Annotated in this window: 17 protein-coding genes; 9 read left to right on the forward strand and 8 right to left on the reverse strand. The window is 61.5% G+C overall.

Annotated elements, in window-relative coordinates:
• Position 1 precedes the first annotated feature (1 nt).
• From BN1123_RS01540 to hemC, 3 genes are read right to left on the reverse strand one after another with little or no spacing between them, the layout of a single operon-like run.
• Positions 2-1,051: a uroporphyrinogen-III C-methyltransferase gene (locus BN1123_RS01540; protein WP_042025021.1), complete on the reverse strand. Its 1,050-nt coding sequence runs from the start codon at positions 1,049-1,051 to the stop codon at positions 2-4.
• A complete protein-coding gene (locus BN1123_RS01545; RefSeq protein WP_042025022.1) occupies positions 1,048-1,782 on the reverse strand; it encodes a uroporphyrinogen-III synthase in 735 nt (244 codons plus the stop codon). Before BN1123_RS01545 ends, BN1123_RS01540 begins: the two co-directional genes overlap by 4 nt.
• A complete protein-coding gene (hemC, locus tag BN1123_RS01550; RefSeq protein WP_042025023.1) occupies positions 1,779-2,708 on the reverse strand; it encodes a hydroxymethylbilane synthase in 930 nt (309 codons plus the stop codon). The genes BN1123_RS01545 and hemC overlap by 4 nt, the downstream gene beginning before the upstream one ends.
• Before the next feature lie 324 nt (positions 2,709-3,032).
• On the opposite strand from hemC, the gene BN1123_RS01555 reads away from it, so the two are divergent.
• A complete protein-coding gene (locus BN1123_RS01555; protein WP_042025024.1) occupies positions 3,033-5,552 on the forward strand; it encodes a class I adenylate cyclase in 2,520 nt (839 codons plus the stop codon).
• An 80-nt stretch (positions 5,553-5,632) separates the two neighbouring features.
• Here the strand turns inward: BN1123_RS01555 and BN1123_RS01560 are convergent, their stop codons facing one another.
• Both BN1123_RS01560 and cyaY read right to left on the reverse strand, forming a co-directional pair.
• Positions 5,633-6,286: an alpha/beta hydrolase gene (locus tag BN1123_RS01560; protein WP_042025025.1), complete on the reverse strand. Its 654-nt coding sequence runs from the start codon at positions 6,284-6,286 to the stop codon at positions 5,633-5,635.
• A 14-nt stretch (positions 6,287-6,300) separates the two neighbouring features.
• Positions 6,301-6,615 (reverse strand): iron donor protein CyaY, encoded by a 315-nt coding sequence (gene cyaY / locus BN1123_RS01565; RefSeq protein WP_026457068.1) that lies wholly within the window; start codon positions 6,613-6,615, stop codon positions 6,301-6,303.
• Between the two features lie 73 nt (positions 6,616-6,688).
• Between cyaY and lptM the strand changes: the two genes are divergently transcribed.
• The 6 genes from lptM (at position 6,689) to BN1123_RS01590 (ending at position 11,625) form a co-directional block, all read left to right on the forward strand.
• Positions 6,689-6,865, forward strand: coding sequence for an LPS translocon maturation chaperone LptM (gene lptM, locus BN1123_RS20650; RefSeq protein WP_082037442.1), 177 nt, complete (start codon positions 6,689-6,691; stop codon positions 6,863-6,865).
• A gap of 20 nt (positions 6,866-6,885) precedes the next feature.
• On the forward strand, positions 6,886-8,136 hold the full coding sequence (lysA, locus tag BN1123_RS01570) for a diaminopimelate decarboxylase (RefSeq protein WP_042025027.1): 1,251 nt from the start codon (positions 6,886-6,888) through the stop codon (positions 8,134-8,136).
• Between the two features lie 134 nt (positions 8,137-8,270).
• Positions 8,271-9,101, forward strand: a complete 831-nt coding sequence (gene dapF / locus BN1123_RS01575) for a diaminopimelate epimerase (RefSeq protein WP_026457066.1) — start codon at positions 8,271-8,273, stop codon at positions 9,099-9,101.
• Between the two features lie 106 nt (positions 9,102-9,207).
• A complete protein-coding gene (locus tag BN1123_RS01580; protein WP_042025028.1) occupies positions 9,208-9,888 on the forward strand; it encodes a DUF484 family protein in 681 nt (226 codons plus the stop codon).
• Positions 9,881-10,837, forward strand: coding sequence for a tyrosine recombinase XerC (gene xerC, locus BN1123_RS01585; RefSeq protein WP_042025030.1), 957 nt, complete (start codon positions 9,881-9,883; stop codon positions 10,835-10,837). The genes BN1123_RS01580 and xerC overlap by 8 nt, the downstream gene beginning before the upstream one ends.
• A 77-nt stretch (positions 10,838-10,914) precedes the next feature.
• Complete coding sequence (locus BN1123_RS01590) at positions 10,915-11,625, forward strand: HAD-IA family hydrolase (protein ID WP_042025031.1); 711 nt, start codon at positions 10,915-10,917, stop codon at positions 11,623-11,625.
• 59 nt (positions 11,626-11,684) lie between these two features.
• On the opposite strand, the gene BN1123_RS01595 is transcribed toward BN1123_RS01590, so the two are convergent.
• Positions 11,685-13,211, reverse strand: a complete 1,527-nt coding sequence (locus BN1123_RS01595) for a mechanosensitive ion channel family protein (RefSeq protein WP_042025032.1) — start codon at positions 13,209-13,211, stop codon at positions 11,685-11,687.
• Positions 13,212-13,310: 99 nt separating this feature from the next.
• Between BN1123_RS01595 and BN1123_RS01600 the strand changes: the two genes are divergently transcribed.
• Positions 13,311-13,739, forward strand: a complete 429-nt coding sequence (locus tag BN1123_RS01600; protein ID WP_042025033.1) for a hypothetical protein — start codon at positions 13,311-13,313, stop codon at positions 13,737-13,739.
• Between the two features lie 6 nt (positions 13,740-13,745).
• Here the strand turns inward: BN1123_RS01600 and BN1123_RS01605 are convergent, their stop codons facing one another.
• A complete protein-coding gene (locus BN1123_RS01605) occupies positions 13,746-14,525 on the reverse strand; it encodes a gamma-glutamyl-gamma-aminobutyrate hydrolase family protein (protein ID WP_042025034.1) in 780 nt (259 codons plus the stop codon).
• A gap of 385 nt (positions 14,526-14,910) precedes the next feature.
• The gene (gene yjgA / locus BN1123_RS01610) at positions 14,911-15,435 is read right to left on the reverse strand and encodes a ribosome biogenesis factor YjgA (RefSeq protein ID WP_042025035.1); all 525 of its coding nucleotides are present in this window, start codon (positions 15,433-15,435) and stop codon (positions 14,911-14,913) included.
• A gap of 113 nt (positions 15,436-15,548) precedes the next feature.
• Between yjgA and pmbA the strand changes: the two genes are divergently transcribed.
• Complete coding sequence (gene pmbA, locus BN1123_RS01615; protein WP_042025036.1) at positions 15,549-16,892, forward strand: metalloprotease PmbA; 1,344 nt, start codon at positions 15,549-15,551, stop codon at positions 16,890-16,892.
• Positions 16,893-16,976 lie beyond the last annotated feature (84 nt).

Here is a 16,976-nt window from a genome sequence, read left to right on the forward strand (position 1 = left end):
CTCAGTTGCCGGCCAGAATGCGTTGCAGACGCTCGGTCAGCACCTGTTCCAGCATGGCCTGGGTCTTGAACTGATCCGGATAGTCGAACTGGATCTGCTCACCCTTGAGCTTGTCGATCTCGCCCAGCATGTAATGGGTGGCGCTGTTTTCGGTGTCGAAATACTGGTTCAGCCAGCGCTGGGCCTTGTCCAGGCTGTCTTCATAGAGTGCCTGCTGCTCGCGGTAAACGGCGAGCTGGGCCTGCAGCAGCTTGGTCTTGAGGTTTTCCCGCAGGAAGATCTCCTGTTGCGGGGAGAGCAGGGCCTCCACGGCGCCATCGCGACGGCGGATAGTGATGAAATTCTCGGTGAACTTGACCCAGTTCTTCTTCAGGTTGCTTTCCCACTCGTCCGGATTGGTGCTGACCGCCTGATCCGGTTCGGCTTTCGCCTCCGGCATGCTGACGGTGGAGAGGGGCAGCAGCTCGATCTGATCGGAGAGAGCGGCCAGCTTGAGGGTCAGCCCCTCGCGGTCGATGCGCGGCATTCCCTTGAGCTTGGCGATGTCTTCGGCCAGCGCCTTGCGGATCGGCATCAGGCTGGGATCGTTGAGGGCGGCGATGCGCTCGTCGGCGTTGCCCAGCAGGGTGATGGCGGAGACGAGGTCATGCTCCAGCCACAGCTTGCGGCCGGCCATGCGCACCAGGTATTCCGATTCGGCCAGCATCCAGTCATTGGGACGCTTGTCGTTGAGATCCAGCACCCGGTTCTGCAGCCCCTGCATCTCGCCCTGCAAGCGCTGCTGGGTCTGCTCCAGAGCGGTCAGCTGTTCGGCATCCTTGTTGCTGCTCTGGTCGATTTTGCTGATGGCACTGGCCAGCTGCTGTTTGAGCTGGGCCAGCTCGGCCTGCTGGGCGACCGCATTCTTGTGGCCGTGCAGATAGAGGCCGCCGGTCAGGCCAAGCGCCAGCAGGATGGCAACACTACCCAGCACGGCACCGGAGCGGTTCTTGCTGCCATTGGCCGCAGCGGCCGGCTGTGGGGTCACCTGGGATTCTTGTTGTTCTGTCATTCCATCTTCCTCAGTTCCAGTGCGGCCATCAGGGCCTGGTTGGATGCACCTTGGGCAATCGTGATATGGATGAAGCCCGCAGCACTGGCCATCTCGGCCACGCGGGGGCTGGGGACCACCAGATGGCGGTCAAAAAGCCAGGGGTGCTGACGCTCGGGAACCAGCGCCAGCAGCCGTTGCAACAATTCGCCACTGGTGATGAGCAGGCTGTCCAGCCCGGCTGCCTGCCAGTGGCGCGTCAATGTTTCCCCATCAAAGTCGGGGTAATGCCGTTCATAGGTTGCACAATAGTGCACCAGAGCACCGCGTGAGGCCAGCGTGCTGGCGATGAGATCCCGCCCGCCATTGCCACGCAGGATCAGCACCCGCTTGCCGCTTACCTGCTGCAGGGCTGGGAGGGCCAGCAGCCCCTCGCTGCGGGGATCGTGCGGGCAACTTGCGCTGATGCCCGCCTCGGCGAACGCATCCGCACTGGCCTGGCCGACAGCAAAGTACTCAATATGTGGCCAGGTCAGACCAGTTTGCAACAAAAAATCGTGAGCAAAATGAACGGCATGAATGCTGACGGCGATAACGATGTCTGCCTGTGCCAGCAGTTCGGGCAGGCGAGGGAGGTCGCTGCCCGCCACGGTTTCCAGCAGTGGGCAGCAGAGCGGTGCGTGACCGTGCTGGCGCAGCAACTGCTCCAGCTCGGTGGCCTGGGCGGCCGGGCGCACCACCAGCGGGATCATGTACGGTAGACCTCGGCCAGGATGACGTCGGCACCGGCAGCCAGCAGGCGCTGGGCCAACTGTTCACCCAGGGCTTCCCCGTCGCTCACGGCGCCACGGATCTCGTCGCGGATCACCCGGGTACCATCCGGGCTACCCACCAGGCCCCGCAGCCAAATCTGCTCTCCTTCCACCAGCGCATAGGCACCGATAGGCACCTGACAGCCCCCTTGTAGGGCGCGGTTCATGGCGCGCTCGGTCAGCACCCGGGCGCGGGTCTCACTGTGCTCAAGCGGTGCCAGCAGGGCGTGCAGTTCGTGATCGTCGAGGCGGCATTCGATGCCGACCGCGCCCTGGCCATTGGCCGGCAGGCTCTGCTCCGGCTCGATGAAGGCGGTGATACGGTGATCCATCTCAAGCCGTTTCAAGCCGGCGGCGGCCAGGATGATGGCGTCGTATTCGCCGGCATCCAGCTTGGCGAGGCGGGTGTTGACGTTGCCACGCAGGTCGCGGATCACCAGATCCGGGCGGGCGGCGCGCAGCTGACACTGGCGGCGCAGGCTGGAGGTACCGACCACGGCACCCTGCGGCAGCTCATCGATAGCCTGAAAACGGTTGGAGACAAATGCATCGCGGGGATCTTCCCGCTCGCAGATGGTGTGCAGGCCGAGCCCCTCCGGGAACTCCACCGGCACGTCTTTCATGGAGTGGACGGCGATGTCGGCGCGTCCTTCCAGCATGGCAGTCTCCAGCTCCTTGACGAACAACCCTTTGCCGCCGACTTTGGCGAGCGGGGTATCCAGGATCTTGTCGCCCTGGGTGCTCATGGGAACCAGCTCGACCCTTAGCTCGGGATAGAGGGCTTCCAGCCGGTCTTTGACGAAGTTGGCCTGCCACAGGGCCAATGGGCTCTTGCGAGTGGCAATTTTCAGGGTTCGGGCTGCCATATCAATCAGTTGTTTTATCTTTATGAAGGAAGTCGATATTACCACCCTTTGCCCGGGCTTTCATGGCGGAGCCGCCAAAAGCGGGGGCAAGCTCAAAAAGGACCGCTGAAAATGATTTTCATTAAGTCGGGTGATTAGTCTAAATATTTGAATATTAATTAATTTATTGTTTTCTTCTGATACTGTTTAGTGACATCTAATAAATAATCCCGGGATTGCATGCGGGCTTGTTTACCACTGCTGTTTGCATTGTTAACATGATCACACTTTTTTGACGTCTCCCCATTTTGGTGCGTCACTTCCCATCTCGATATAGGCAGGTCATTGCTGGCAAAACTCGATACGCTGGTGGCGCGTTATGACGAACTCAATCGTCTCAAGACGCAACGTGCGTTAGGTCTCATGAGTCGCTACGGGCAGCAGGTCTTCCAGCTGTTACCCGTCATGCTGCACTTCAATCACCCCCTGCTGCCCGGTTATGTGGCGGGTGATGTGCCCCATGGTATCTGGAGTTTCACTGCCAACGAGGCCCAGCAGGCCTTCATCCAGGATCTCTGCCAGAACGCCAACTGCCAGAATGGCCTCGCCACCCATGACAAGTCGATCCAGGGGCTCTACTCCATGGGCAGCACCTCGTCCATCGGCCAGTGCTGTCACTCGGACCTCGATATCTGGGTCTGCCATGTGGCCGGCCTGTCGAGTGAGCGACTCGCTCTGCTGGAGCTCAAGTGCCAGCACCTGTCGAAATGGGCGGAGCAGCGGGGGGTCGATCTCAACTTCTTCCTGATCCCCGAAGACAAGTTCCGCCAGCGCAACGATGCCCAGATGCAGGGGGAGAGCTGCGGCAGTGCCCAGCACCTGCTGCTGCTCGACGAGTTCTATCGCAGTGCCATGATGATCGCGGGCAAGCGGTTGCTCTGGTATCTGGTGCCTGCCGAATACGACGATCACTACGACGAGTACGTCAGCGGGCTGTTCGAGAGCGGTCAGCTCAATCAGGATGACTGGCTCGATTTGGGCAGTTTCAACCGGATTCCGGCCGAGGAGTACTTCGGCTCGGCCCTGTGGCAGCTCTACAAGGGGATCGATTCCCCCTACAAGGCGGTGCTCAAGTCGGTGCTGATGGAGGCCTACTCCCACGAGTACCCCAATACCCGACTGCTGTCGATGATCGGTCGCGACTGGTTCCAGCACAACGAGGGGATGCACTACCGGCTCGACAACTACTGCCTGATGCTGGACAAGGTGACCAACTACCTCAAGTCCATCGGCGACATGGCCCGTCTCGATCTGGTGCGCCGCTGCTTCTACCTCAAGGTGTGTGACGGCCTCAGTCATCCCAAGGATGAGCATTCGCCGGACTGGCGTCGTGAACAGATGAGTCAGCTGGTGGCCTACTGGGGATGGAGTCACGAGAAGCTGTATCAGCTGGACCATCGCCATGAGTGGAAGGTCGAAGAGGTCAAGATAGCCCACGCCGAGTTGCTGGAAGCCCTGATGCTGAGCTATCGCAACCTGATCCAGTTCGCCCGGCGCAACAACATCAGCGAGTCGATCAACCCGGAAGACATCGGCATCTTGTCGCGCAAGCTCTATGCCGCGTTCGAGAGTCTGCCGGGCAAGGTGCAGCGGGTGAACCTCAAGATAGCGCCGGACTTGAGCGAGCCGGATCTCAGCTTCGTGCAGGTGCCCCACGGCCGCCTCAATCGTGCCGGTTGGTACCTCTACAAGCATTCGCTGGAGCCGGTGGATATCATCGGGCGGGCGCCGCTTGAGTTCAACAGCTACATCAGCAAGCTGGTGGCCTGGGCCTATTTCAACGATCTGCTGACGCCGCAATCCCGGGTGCACCTGTTCAATCAGGGTTCGGATCTGCACATCGACAACCTGCACCAGTTCTGTCGCGATCTCTCCGGCTGTTTCCCCGAGAAGTATCCGCTCGCGACCAACCTGGCGCTCAGTCGCCCCTGCGAGATCCGCCAGCTCTCCATCTTCCTGAACCTGGAGGTGGATCCCTCCAGTCACTGGGTGGGGCAGGTGATCGAGTTCGATGCCAATACGGTGGATGTCTTCTCGTTCGGCCGCAATCAGGAGTGTCTGGTGGGCTCGGTGGATCTGGTCTATCGCAACTCCTGGAGCGAGATCCGTACCCTGCATTTCCAGGGCGACGAGGCTGTGGTGGACGCTCTCACCACCATTCTCGGCAAGATGCATCAGGATGCCGCCGCCCCCGAGATGATCGAGGTGTTCTGCTACAGCCAGCACTTCCGCTCCCTTGTTCGCTCCCGCTTCCAGAGTCTGGTGGCGGAGTGTATCGAGCTGCGCCTCGCCCGTGACAAGCAGCAACTGGTCAAGACCATGGCGCTGGGCAAGGAGAAGTACGGCATCTTCTTCGAGCGGCGCGGGGTGTCGGTCAAGAAGCTGGAGAACGCCATCGACTTCTACCGCCACATCTCCCACAACAAGCTGGATCACCTGCCGTTGCGGCTCGACAAGACCCATAGCCAGCATCTGCCAAGCATTGTCGATGCCTATGCCAGCGAGGGGTTGGTGCAATTTTTCTTCGATACCCGGGATGCGGGCACCAACATCTACATCCTGGATGAGGCGAACCGGGTGGAGGTGTACCAGCACTTTGCCGGCAACAAGGATGAGCTGGTGACCGGGGTCAACCGTTTCTATACCTCCAGCCACGAGCGCTTCAGCGACGATGGCCAGTTCATCAATTTCAACTTGCCCCAGTATTACGAGATAGTGCAGCAGGGTGGCGAGCTTGCTGTGATCCCCTATCGCAGCCAGGGAACGGGACGGGAACAGACCCCGCCGACCCGGGATGTGGGTTGATATGGGCGAGTGTCCCATCGCACGACACCGATAAAAACGGCCTGCTGATGCAGGCCGTTTTTATCGGGAGTGAACTGCCGTCACGCACCGAGACGGGCCAGCAACCAGTGCCGGATATCATCGAGCTGCGGTCGGCAGATCTCGTGGCGCATGGGGTACTCGTGCCACTCGGGGGAGAGCCCCGCCGCCTCCAGCCGGTTCTTGGCATCCCAACCCAGCGACAGGCTCACCACATCGTCGTAGATGCCGTGCATGTAGCAAATCGGCAAGGTACGAGCGGCCTCGCTCATCTCGCCGGCCAGTGCATCGGGCACCGCCAGATAGGTGGACATGCAAAGCAGGCCCGCCAGCATCGCCGGATAACGCAAGGCGGTGAAGGAGGCGATCACCCCGCCCTGGGAGAAGCCGGCCAGCACGATCCGCTCGGGAGCAAACCCCTCGGCCACCAGCCGATCCAGCAGGGCCGTGATCTGGGCGGCAGACTCGCGAACATGAGACTCCACGGCACGCTCGGCCGGATCCTCGAAGCTCCTGATGTCATACCAGCCGCGCATCTTGTACCCCATGTTGATGGTGATGGGGCGTTCGGGCGCATCGGGCAGCAGGTGACGTACCGGCAGATCGGCGGGCAGATCCAGGGCATCCACCAGCGGGGCGAGCCCGGCGCCGGAATCCCCCAGGCCGTGCAGCCAGATCACCGCATGACGAGCCCCCTCGGGGTGGAGATCGATCATGGCAGGTTGCGCCATCATGGGAACTGGACGGGTTCGCCCGCCTGGGCGCTGCAGGCCTGGCTCAACAGGGCCTTGAGCTCGTGACCGAAGCGGTTGTCGATCCAGGTTTCACCCTGCAGCTCGAAGTGGAAGCCGTTCTCGCGGGTGGCCACCCAGATCTGGTGCAGCGGCTCCTGCTTGTTGATGATGACCTTGGTCTTGTTCTCGAACGACAGGGTCAAGACGCCCCCGTTGCGTTCGCAGTCGATATCCGGATACCCCTCGTCGAGCGTGTCCTCCACATACTGGAAAAAGGCGTCGGTCAGGGCGTGATACTCGTGATCCTTCATCGGTTTATCCTGTTGCTTTTAACAATGTGAGTGCGATTATAGAGGGCCAAAAATTTTTTCGCAGCGAACCATTATGATTACCCAGTTCACCAAGTGTCTGCTTGCCACTCTTCTCTCTCTCGGGTTGGCCGCCTGCGGTCTGAAAGGGCCGCTCTACATGCCGCCCCCCGAGCAGCCCCAGAGCCAGAGTACACCGCAAACGGCACCGTCTGCGACCTCAGAGGCTGCCACCGAGGCCGCACCGCACTAAATTCAGGAAGGAACCGCCCCTTGGATCACTTTAACTACGACGCCGACGGCCAGCTTCAGGCCGAACAAACCTCGCTGCAACACCTTGCCGAGCAGTACGGCACCCCGCTTTACGTATACTCCCGCGCGACCCTCGAGCGTCACTGGCACGCCTTCGACAAGGCGGCCGGCGATATTCCCCACCTGATCTGCTATGCGGTCAAGGCCAACTCCAACCTGGCGCTGCTCAACCTGCTGGCCCGCCTGGGCTCAGGGTTTGACATCGTCTCCGGCGGCGAGTTGTCGCGGGTGCTGGCAGCGGGGGGCGATCCGGCCAAGGTGGTCTTCTCCGGGGTGGCCAAGAGCGAAGCCGAAATGCGCCTCGCGCTGGATAAAGAGATCCTCTGTTTCAATCTGGAATCGGAAGCCGAGCTGGAGCGTCTGAACCGGGTGGCGGGCAGCATGGGCAAGAAGGCCCGGGTGTCGGTGCGGGTCAATCCGGATATCGATGCCGGCACTCATCCCTATATCTCCACCGGCCTCAAGCAGAACAAGTTCGGCATTCCCATCGAACAGGCCCCCGCCATCTACCGCAAGGCGGCGGCCATGGCCCACATCGAGATCGTCGGGGTGGATTGCCATATCGGCTCCCAGCTCACCGAGCTCAATCCCTTTATGGAGGCGGCTGACAAGCTGCTGCGGCTGATCGACGAGCTGGCGGCAGACGGTATCCGCATCCATCACCTGGACGTGGGGGGCGGCCTTGGGGTCAACTATGGCGCCGAGCAGCCACCTCATCCCACCGAGTATGCCGAGGCGCTCAAGCAGAAGCTGGCCGGCCGCGACCTGACCCTGTTGTTCGAGCCGGGCCGTGCCATCGTCGCCAATGCCGGCGTGCTGCTGACCCGGGTCGAGTACCTCAAGCCGGGTGAGACCCGCAATTTCGCTCTGATCGATGCAGGTATGAATGACATGCTGCGCCCGTCCCTCTACGGCGCCTGGATGAACATCATCGAGGTGGATAGCCGCGCCGGCCATACCTCCGCGCTGTACGACGTGGTGGGCCCGGTGTGCGAGACCGGCGACTTTCTCGGCAAGGAGCGCACCCTGGCGATCGCCGAGGGTTCCCTGCTGGCGGTGCGTTCGGCCGGTGCTTATGGCTTTACCATGTCATCCAACTACAACACCCGTCCCCGTGCGGCCGAAGTGTTGGTGGATGGCGCCCAATCGTTCCTCATCAGGGAGCGTGAACAGTTGGCCGATCTCTGGCGTGGTGAGCACCTGGTGCCCTGACGCCGTGCCCTGAATAGAAGAGCGCGACCCAGCTCGCGCTCTTCGGGATGCCGGGGCTTTGGATAACGACTTCACTGTGTTTGTCGAGCTTGGGTTCGGTGAGCATTTACGCCCTAACGGCACAGGAATGCACGATGTTGATAGATTTTTCCAAGATGCATGGCTTGGGTAACGACTTCATGGTGGTGGACGGCGTCACCCAGAAGGTGTTTTTCAGCAATGACGTCATCAAGAAGCTGGCGGATCGCCACTTCGGGATCGGATTTGACCAGCTGCTGCTGGTGGAGCCGCCCTATGACCCTGAACTTGACTTTCACTATCGCATCTTCAATGCCGATGGCAGCGAGGTGGAGCAGTGTGGCAATGGCGCCCGCTGTTTTGCCCGTTTCGTGCGTCTCAAGGGATTGATCAACCGGGATCGCATCGCGGTGAGTACGGCCCGTGGCCGCATCGTGCTGCAACTGGAGGGGGAGAACCAGGTCACGGTCAACATGGGGGTACCCCAGTTCGAGCCGGGCAAGATCCCGTTTCGTGCCCAGAAGGCGGAGAAGACTTATCTGCTGCGGGCACAGGAACACACAGTGATGTGCGGCGCCGTCTCCATGGGCAACCCCCACTGCGTCATCGAGGTGCCCTCGGTGGCCGATGCGCCGGTGACGACCCTGGGAGCCATTATGGAGCGGCACGAGCGTTTCCCCGAGCGGGTCAACGTCGGCTTCATGGAGATGGTCGACGCCACCGAGATCAAGCTTCGGGTATTCGAGCGTGGCGTGGGGGAGACCCTCGCCTGCGGCACCGGCGCCTGTGCGGCGGCGGTGATTGGCATGAGCCAGGGCAAGCTCAAGGAGAGGGTCACCGTTACCCTGCCGGGGGGCAAGCTGACCATCGCCTGGAAGGGGCCGGGTCAGCCTGTCTATATGACGGGGCCGGCCGAGCATGTGTTTGACGGTCAGATAGAGGTGTAGGCAGTTGCCAGTTTCTGGCAGATGCGGTTGGGATGTGGGGGCTATGTCCCCCTTTGCCCATGATATCGGGGCCAGAGGCCCTGTTTTGCAATGGATCGAACAATTTATGAGTGAACTCAAACGGCAGGAGCCACTGGTGGACGAAGCCTGTGTGCTGGAGTACCTGGCCCGTTACCCCGAGTTTTTCCAACGTCACGCCACCGTGCTGGACCGGATCCGCATTCCCCACGAGCGCAAGGGCTCGGTCTCGCTGGTGGAGCGCCAGCTTGACCGGCAGCGCGAGCGGATCGAGCAATTGGAGCAGGAGATCACTGAACTGATGGGGATCGCCAGCGAAAATGAGCGGATCTTCCGGATTTATGCCGATCTGTATGGCGACCTCTATGGTTGTCAGACCCTGTTTGAAATGAGCGCCGTAATGGGTAAGACATTCGTGCAGCGCCTGCGCCTGACCGGGTTGCGCCTCTGGCTCAATCCCAAGAAGTTCCTCCTGAGTGGCCCGGAGGCGCGTTTTCTGGCCGAGGGCAAACAGCTGGAGCAGCTGCTGGGGCAGCGCCTGCCGGGGCAGGATTACTACTTCGGCCGTCTGAGCCAGAGCGAGAAACAGACGCTGTTTGGCCACGACGTGCTGGTCAACTCGGTGGCCCTGATGCGGCTCGGCGATCTCGGCGTGCTGGCCTTCGCCAGCTCGGATCCCAGCCACTTCACTCCCCATAACGATACTCTGCTGCTGGGCCAGCTGGGCCGCCTGTTGCAGCTGCGGCTGCCCGAGCTGGCGCATGGCTAAGGGGCCTGTTTCCACTAGCGAGCCACTGCCTCCCGCGCTGGCGGAGGAACTGGCGGCCTTTATCGAATACCTGAGGGTCGAGCGCCAGCTCAGCCCTCACACCCGAAGCAACTACCAGGCCCATCTGGAGGCCATGACGGTCGAGCTGGTGAAACTGGGGCTTGATGACTGGTGTCGGCTTGAGGCCAGCCAGGTGCGCAGCCTGGTGACCCGGATGCACAAGGCCGGTCTTGCGCCCCGATCGCTTGCCACCAAGGTCTCCGCCCTGCGCAGCTTCTGCGACTGGCAGGTGCGCCAGGGACGACTCGTCGCCAACCCGGCTCGCGGCATAGTGACCCCCAAGCAGGGAAGGCCGCTGCCCAAGAACCTGGACGTGGACGAGATGTATCAGCTGCTCAACATCACTGACGAGCAGGACCCACTGGCGGTGAGGGATCGCGCCATCATGGAGCTGATGTACTCCTCCGGCCTGCGCCTTGCCGAGCTGGTGGGGCTCAATCTGGCGGATGTGAAGCTTGACGAGCGCCAGCTCAGGGTGACCGGCAAGGGATCGCGGGAGCGGGTGCTGCCCATGGGGCGGATGGCGGTGGAGTGGCTGCACAAATGGCTCAAGATGCGTCCCCTGCTGGCTGGCGACGAGGCCGAGGCGCTGTTCGTCTCCAGGCGCAAGCAGCGACTGTCGGCCCGCTCGGTGCAGGAGCGGCTCGATGGCTGGGGCAACAAGCAGGCGCTCAATGCCCATGTCCATCCCCACAAGCTGCGTCACAGCTTCGCCACCCACATGCTGGAGTCATCCGGCGATCTGCGGGCGGTGCAGGAGCTGCTGGGGCACGCCGATCTCTCCACCACCCAGATCTACACCCACCTCGACTTCCAGCATCTGGCCAAGGTCTATGACAGTGCCCATCCCAGGGCCAAACGTGAGTCCGGGTCAGGGGATGATGAATGACGTGTTGCCGGGCGCCTCTTGCCGCCTGGCCAGCCGGCAGGGCGTGAGTCCACACCGGCCCTGATTGAGGAGTGTGCATGCATTTTTATCGCCGCTGGCAGCCGGTTGCTGCCATCTCGTTCGATCTCGACGATACCCTCTATGACAACGGTCCCGCCATCGAGCGGGCCGAACAGTGGATGCTGGCTCACTTGCGCAGTGAATACCTGGCCACCGCCATGCTCGACCAAGCGCGCTGGCAGGCACTCAAGCGCGAGGTGCTGCTCGTATCTCCCGAGCTGCGCCACGACGTCAGCCTGGCCCGTGAACACTGCATTCGCGAAGCCATGATGGCGGGGGGGATGGCGGAATCTCAAGCCTCAGAAGAGGCGACCCGGGTCTTTGCTGCTTTTCTCGCCGAGCGCTCGCGGATCGAGGTGAGCGCATCGACCCATGCCCTGCTGGCCCGTCTGGCGGAGCGTTATCCGTTGGCGGTCATCACCAATGGCAATCTGGACCTGGCGCAGGCCGGGCTGGCCGATTACTTCAGTCTGGTCTGCAAGGCCGGGGAGGGCGCGAGGATGAAGCCGGCGCCGGACATGTTCAGGCAGGTACAGGAGAACCTCGGCCTTGCTCCCGAGCAGATACTGCACGTCGGGGATCACCCTGAGACCGATGTGCTGGGGGCGCGCCTGCACGGTTTTCGCGCCGCCTGGCTCAACGAGCGGCAGCAGCCCTGGCGGCAGTTGAAGCTATTGCCGGATGTGGAGCTGGCGACCCTGGATGAGCTGGGCGAGCTGCTGCTCTGATGCGGATCATGAGCCCCGCCATATGCGGGGCTCGGTTCCAAAAGAGGGCTGGTTTGCGGCTAGCGGCCCCTGAACAGGGTCATCAGCTTGTCCAGCAGGTCGCGCGGCGGGGTCAGCTGTTTCATTGACTCTGCCTCCCGTGCCAGCAAGGCCTGCTGCTCTTGCTGGCGCTCACTCAAGACCTGGTAGAGCGGCTCGACCAGGGATTCGCGCTGCAGCACCAGTGCCTGGAACATGGCCTGATTGATGCGGTAGGTTTCGACGGCCCCCAGGGCGCGCACGGTAAACGAGCTGGGCTCGCCGGTGAGCATGCTCAGCTCGCCGAAGAAGTCCCCAGCCTGCAGGGCGCCGAGCCGCAGCTCCCGCCCTTCCAGATGGACCAGCATCTCGGCCTCGCCTCGCACCAGCACAAACAGCCAGCCCGAGATCTCCCCCTGCTCCAGCATGATGTCGCCGCTCACGAAGGGGGCGAACTTCACCTGATCCGCCAGCTGGGCCAGCTCCTCCTCCTGCAGCATGGCAAACAGCGGCAGCTTGCGCAGGGTGGCGGTGCGCTCGGCGGTATGCCGCTTGTGGCGCGCATCTTGATGCTGTTTCTCCTTGCTCATGAAGACGTTGAAGATGGGGGGCGTGAGGCGGCGATCGTTGCGACGCAGGGCTGCATCGACCAGGCTGCGCACCATGGAGTCGGTCGGATCGTCGCGAGCCAGATCGGTCAGCCAGTAGCGCACTGCATAGCGGGCTATTCCCCCTTCCACGTTCATCAGCAGGCAGTCGGGGGGCGGTGATTTGGCGACGCAGGGCAGCTTGGTTTCCCGTAATGCCTTCTCGATCAGTGCAATGATCTGGGTCGGCAGGGTATCCAGGGTGAGATCGAACCAGACCCAGCGCCGTAGTTGCAGGGGCTGGCCGCGCCGGCGCCCGAGCACGGTAAAGCGCTGCTTGAGCAGATGACTGTTGGGGATCACCACGGTTTCCCAGTTGCGGGTCTCTATGGTGGTGGCGCGCCAGTTGATCTCCACCACCCGGCCCTGGATGGTGTCCACTTGCAACCAGTCACCGATGGCGATGGAGTTGTCGAGCTGAATCGAGACGCCGGCCAGCAGGTTGCCCAATGTGTCCTGCATGGCAAAGGCGATGACGGCGGTGATCACCGCCGAGGTGGTGACTATCTCTCCCAGCGCCATGCCGGAGGCATAGAGCCTGAACAGCCCCCAGCCGATGTAGCCGATGGTGATGACGATGTCGGCAATGATGCGCGGGATCTTCACATGGCAGAGGGGGAGCAGCAGCTCGAACAGCAGGATCCCCCAGAGTTTGACCAGCACCAGACCTGCCAGCAGGGTGGAGATCTCGATCAGCCAGTGGCGGGGCAGTGGCAGGCGAAACCAGCCTCCCTCCAGCTGGATCAGCAGTATGATGACCAGGCTGATGATCACGAACCCGAGTTCGGAGAGTTTCTCTCGCCGTTGCCCCGGGTTGCGCCAGAAGTGGATCAGCAGGAGTGACAGGGTGAGCAGGATCCAGAACGGGTGTTCCAGGATCCAGATCAGGGTCGGCAGCATGATGAGATTATCGCCAGACATAACAGCCCCTTGTGACTATTTACATCCAGCATAGTTGGAGTTGTGAGGGTAAATGGTGCAGCGGCGGGGCAATTTATTTATGCTGTGCCGAACAAGTCAATGGAGTGCAATCTTGTGCAATTATCAAAGAAAATCATCTGCTTGATGGCGGTATGGCCATTGGCGGGTTGTGATTTGCTGGTGGACAGATACAGGGTCGAGTTCAGGGACGGTTCCTGGCGCGAGATCGCCATCACGCCCTTTTCCAACGAGGTGCACTGGCGTGAAGGGTGCGCCACCGGCGAGGTGTTGAGCGACATGGCGCTGCCGCTCAAACGGGGGGACGTCGTCAATGGCCGGGAGCAGTTGCTGATCGGCGGCGAGCGATTCGAGCTCGACGACAACAAGCTCTATCGCAGCAACGGCATGGTATTTGGCCACTCTCCGGACTACATCCAGCGCGGGCTGAAGGGGCTGGATAGCTGCCGCGAAATGCGCCTTCAGCGGGGCGCGCTGCCCAAGCTCAAGGCGCGTGGTTTCGACGAGTAACTCTCCTTAGGCTGCGAGGCGAGCGCTGCGTTGGCGGCAGGCATCGCCAAAAGCCTGGAATATCTTGATGGAGTGGGGGTTTTCGCTGGCCTTCCACTCCGGATGCCACTGCACCGCCAACAGGAAGGGGGAAATTGTCGGGGCGTGGATTGCCTCTATCAACCCGTCTTCCGCGTGAGCCAGCGGCTCCAGACCTTCACCCAGCCGGTCGATCCCCTGGCCATGGAGCGAGTTGACCGGGATGCTTTCCTCCCCCATCAGTTGGGCAAACCAGCTGCCTGGCACCAGATTGATGGGGTGGCTCTCGCCATACTGCTCATCGACCGGATCGTCGGCATCTTCCCGGTGATCGTCGTAGCCAGGCTCGCAGTACACCTTCTGATGAATATTCCCCCCCAGTGCCACGTTGATCTCCTGCATGCCGCGACAGATCCCGAGGATCGGCAGCCCCCGCCGAAGCGCGGCCTTGATCAGTGGCAGATCGAACAGGTCACGCTCCCGATCCTGCTGCTTCTCCGGGGTGAGGTTCTCCTGACCGTAGAGCGCCGGATCTATGTTGGAGCCAGCCCCGCTCAGGTATACCCCGTCGGCCAGATCCAGATACTGCTCCAGATCGGCGGTGCCGCAACAGGTGGGCACCAGCAGCGGGACGCAACCGCTGATCTCCACCAGCGGGGCAATGTATTTGTGGGTCATAACCTGATAGGCGTGACCGTTACGGGGCTGGGCGCCCATGGTCATCAGCACGACAGGTTTGCGATTGCTAAAGGTTGTGGGATTGGGCATAGGGCACCTTGGCTATCCTTGGCGGTGAAGTCTCGTCCTGTGCCTTGGGCAAGCCCTTGCAACTCCATGTTTGGCAAAGGCATGCCGAAGGCATGATCTCGCAATCCCGTGTTGCATGGGGTCAGCATCGTCGATCGGAGCGGACAGCAACAGCCGGGATCTTCTTTCCAGTCTGCCAATGCCGTTCAATATGTCAAACAAAATGATGCAATATTGTTAACAAAATAAAAATGGTATCGCTTGAGAGCCCCTTTATATGGGTGTTTAGTGCGTATGGGTAGCTTGCCAAGTAGAGTCTGTGGTGGATATATTAAACGCAGAGAAAAAGGGGATGTTAAGGGGGCAATGACAAACACGCCTCCGCAGGGGAGGCGTGTTGCGGGGATCACAGCAGATCTTCGATTTCGCCGCGCAGATACTGGTAAATCTCGCGGAAGGCCACCGGCGGTTTGTTCAGCTCCCGCTCCTTGTTGGCGTTGCGGATCAGCTGGCGCAGTTTCTGGCGGTCCAGCTCGTGGAACTGGGCCATCAGTTCGTTGAGGGCGCTGTCCCCTTCGCTGATCAGCCGTTCCCGCCACTGCTCCAGACGGTGCAGGCGAGCATTCACGGTGGAGTGACGGTTCTTGATGATGGAGAGCGCTTCGGCGATGGGTTCCACATCCCGGCTGCGCATCAGGCGGCCGATGAACTGCAGATGGCGGCGGAAGGATTCATCCTTCTTCGGCTTGAGTTTGCGGCCCAGCTCGACAGCCTCGGCCAGCTCTTCATCCAGCGGGATCTTCTCCAGCTCGCTATGGCTGAGGGAGACGATCTCCTCACCCATCTTCTGCAAGGCCTCGGCGTCGCGCTTGAGCTGGCTCTTGCTGGGGCCCCAGTCTTCCCAATCGTTGTCGTCTTGATAGTGACTCATCGGTCTCTTGATTCCTGTCTTTCACGTTTGGCGGATATGTTACCAGCTTCTCCCGCTGGGCGCAGGGGTCTGATATGCTTAGCCCCTTTCCTTCCTTCATACAGATGTGAGTTATGGATCAGCAAGACCAAATCCGCCAGGATCAAGCCCATCTCGAGGCCGTGGTTGCCGAGGCCCTGGAGATAGCCAAAGGACTGGGCGCCTCGCTGGCCGAAGTCTCCATCAGCAAGCAGACCGGGCTGTCGGTGAACACCCGGGGCTGTGAACTGGAAAGCATCGAATTCAACAAGGATGGGGCACTGGGCATCGCCGTCTATCGCGACGGTTGCAAGGGGTCCTCCTCGACCACGGACCTGAGCAAGCCGGCCATTCGTGCCGCCGTCGAGGCGGCGATGGAAATTGCCCGTCACACCTCTCCCGACGACTGTGCCGGCTTGGCGCCCGCCGAACTGCTGGCCTGGGATGCCCCGGATCTGCAGCTGTGCCATCCGGTGGCCCTCGATCCCCAGCATGGCATCGAACTGGCCATCGAGTGCGAGCGGCTGGCGCTGGGGCGCGATGCGCGCATCAAGCACTCCGATGGTGCCGGCTTCTCCAGCCACCTCGGCATCAAGGTCTATGGCAACAGTCACGGCTTCGTCAAAGGCTATGCGGCGTCGCGCAACTCCCTGAGCTGCGTGCTGATCGGCGAGCAGGATGGCGACATGCAGCGGGATTACGGCTACTCCTCCAGCCGTACCCTCGAGGGGCTGTGGAGCCCGCAGCGCATCGCCGACGAGGCGGTGGAGCGCACCCTATCTCGTCTCGGCGCCCGCAAGATCGCCACCCGCCATGCTCCCGTGCTGTTTCATCCCGATACGGCGGCCGGGCTGTGGGGCCACCTGGTGATGGCCATCAGCGGTGGCAATCTTTACCGCAAGTCGAGCTTCCTGCTCGATAAGTTGGGCAAGCAGATCCTGCCCAAGTGGCTCACCATCCAGGAGTTCCCCCACCTGCCGGGCGGCCTGGCCAGTACCCCGTTTGACGGGGAAGGGGTGCTCACCCGCGACATGGATATAGTGCGCAACGGCGAGCTGATGAGCTGGCTGCTCACCTCCTACTCTGCCCGCAAGCTGGGGCTCACCACCACGGGCCATGCCGGCGGCATCCACAACTGGCAGGTATCCAATACCGGTCAGGATTTCCAGGGGATGCTCAAGGAGATGGGCACCGGCCTGCTGGTGACCGAGCTGATGGGGCAGGGGGTCAACATCGTCAATGGTGACTACTCCCGCGGCGCCGCCGGTTTCTGGGTTGAAAATGGAGAAATCGCCTATCCGGTTGAGGAGATCACCATCGCCGGCAATTTGGCTGATATGTTCAGCCACATAGTGGCGGTGGGTTGCGACGAGGATGAACGCTCCAGCCTCAAGACCGGCTCAGTGCTGGTCGAGAACATGAAGCTGGCGGGGCATTAATCCTCCGCCCGTTCGAACCGATCAGCCGGCATGAAAAAGGCCCCCTCGCGTTGGCGAGGGGGCCTTTTTATCAGCCGTGATCAA

This window comes from Aeromonas enteropelogenes, from assembly GCF_000819845.1.
Taxonomy (GTDB): domain Bacteria; phylum Pseudomonadota; class Gammaproteobacteria; order Enterobacterales; family Aeromonadaceae; genus Aeromonas; species Aeromonas enteropelogenes.

What these genes read in the sequence shown, in the direction of transcription:
- BN1123_RS01540 (WP_042025021.1), bottom strand. Translation starts at nt 1,051, where the DNA reads ATGACAGAACAACAAGAATCCCAGGTGACCCCACAGCCGGCCGCTGCG.
- BN1123_RS01545 (WP_042025022.1), bottom strand. Translation starts at nt 1,782, where the DNA reads ATGATCCCGCTGGTGGTGCGCCCGGCCGCCCAGGCCACCGAGCTGGAG.
- hemC (WP_042025023.1), bottom strand. Translation starts at nt 2,708, where the DNA reads ATGGCAGCCCGAACCCTGAAAATTGCCACTCGCAAGAGCCCATTGGCC.
- BN1123_RS01560 (WP_042025025.1), bottom strand. Translation starts at nt 6,286, where the DNA reads ATGATCGATCTCCACCCCGAGGGGGCTCGTCATGCGGTGATCTGGCTG.
- cyaY (WP_026457068.1), bottom strand. Translation starts at nt 6,615, where the DNA reads ATGAAGGATCACGAGTATCACGCCCTGACCGACGCCTTTTTCCAGTAT.
- lptM (WP_082037442.1), top strand. Translation starts at nt 6,689, where the DNA reads ATGATTACCCAGTTCACCAAGTGTCTGCTTGCCACTCTTCTCTCTCTC.
- dapF (WP_026457066.1), top strand. Translation starts at nt 8,271, where the DNA reads ATGTTGATAGATTTTTCCAAGATGCATGGCTTGGGTAACGACTTCATG.
- BN1123_RS01580 (WP_042025028.1), top strand. Translation starts at nt 9,208, where the DNA reads ATGAGTGAACTCAAACGGCAGGAGCCACTGGTGGACGAAGCCTGTGTG.
- xerC (WP_042025030.1), top strand. Translation starts at nt 9,881, where the DNA reads ATGGCTAAGGGGCCTGTTTCCACTAGCGAGCCACTGCCTCCCGCGCTG.
- BN1123_RS01590 (WP_042025031.1), top strand. Translation starts at nt 10,915, where the DNA reads ATGCATTTTTATCGCCGCTGGCAGCCGGTTGCTGCCATCTCGTTCGAT.
- BN1123_RS01595 (WP_042025032.1), bottom strand. Translation starts at nt 13,211, where the DNA reads ATGTCTGGCGATAATCTCATCATGCTGCCGACCCTGATCTGGATCCTG.
- BN1123_RS01600 (WP_042025033.1), top strand. Translation starts at nt 13,311, where the DNA reads ATGGAGTGCAATCTTGTGCAATTATCAAAGAAAATCATCTGCTTGATG.
- BN1123_RS01605 (WP_042025034.1), bottom strand. Translation starts at nt 14,525, where the DNA reads ATGCCCAATCCCACAACCTTTAGCAATCGCAAACCTGTCGTGCTGATG.
- yjgA (WP_042025035.1), bottom strand. Translation starts at nt 15,435, where the DNA reads ATGAGTCACTATCAAGACGACAACGATTGGGAAGACTGGGGCCCCAGC.
- pmbA (WP_042025036.1), top strand. Translation starts at nt 15,549, where the DNA reads ATGGATCAGCAAGACCAAATCCGCCAGGATCAAGCCCATCTCGAGGCC.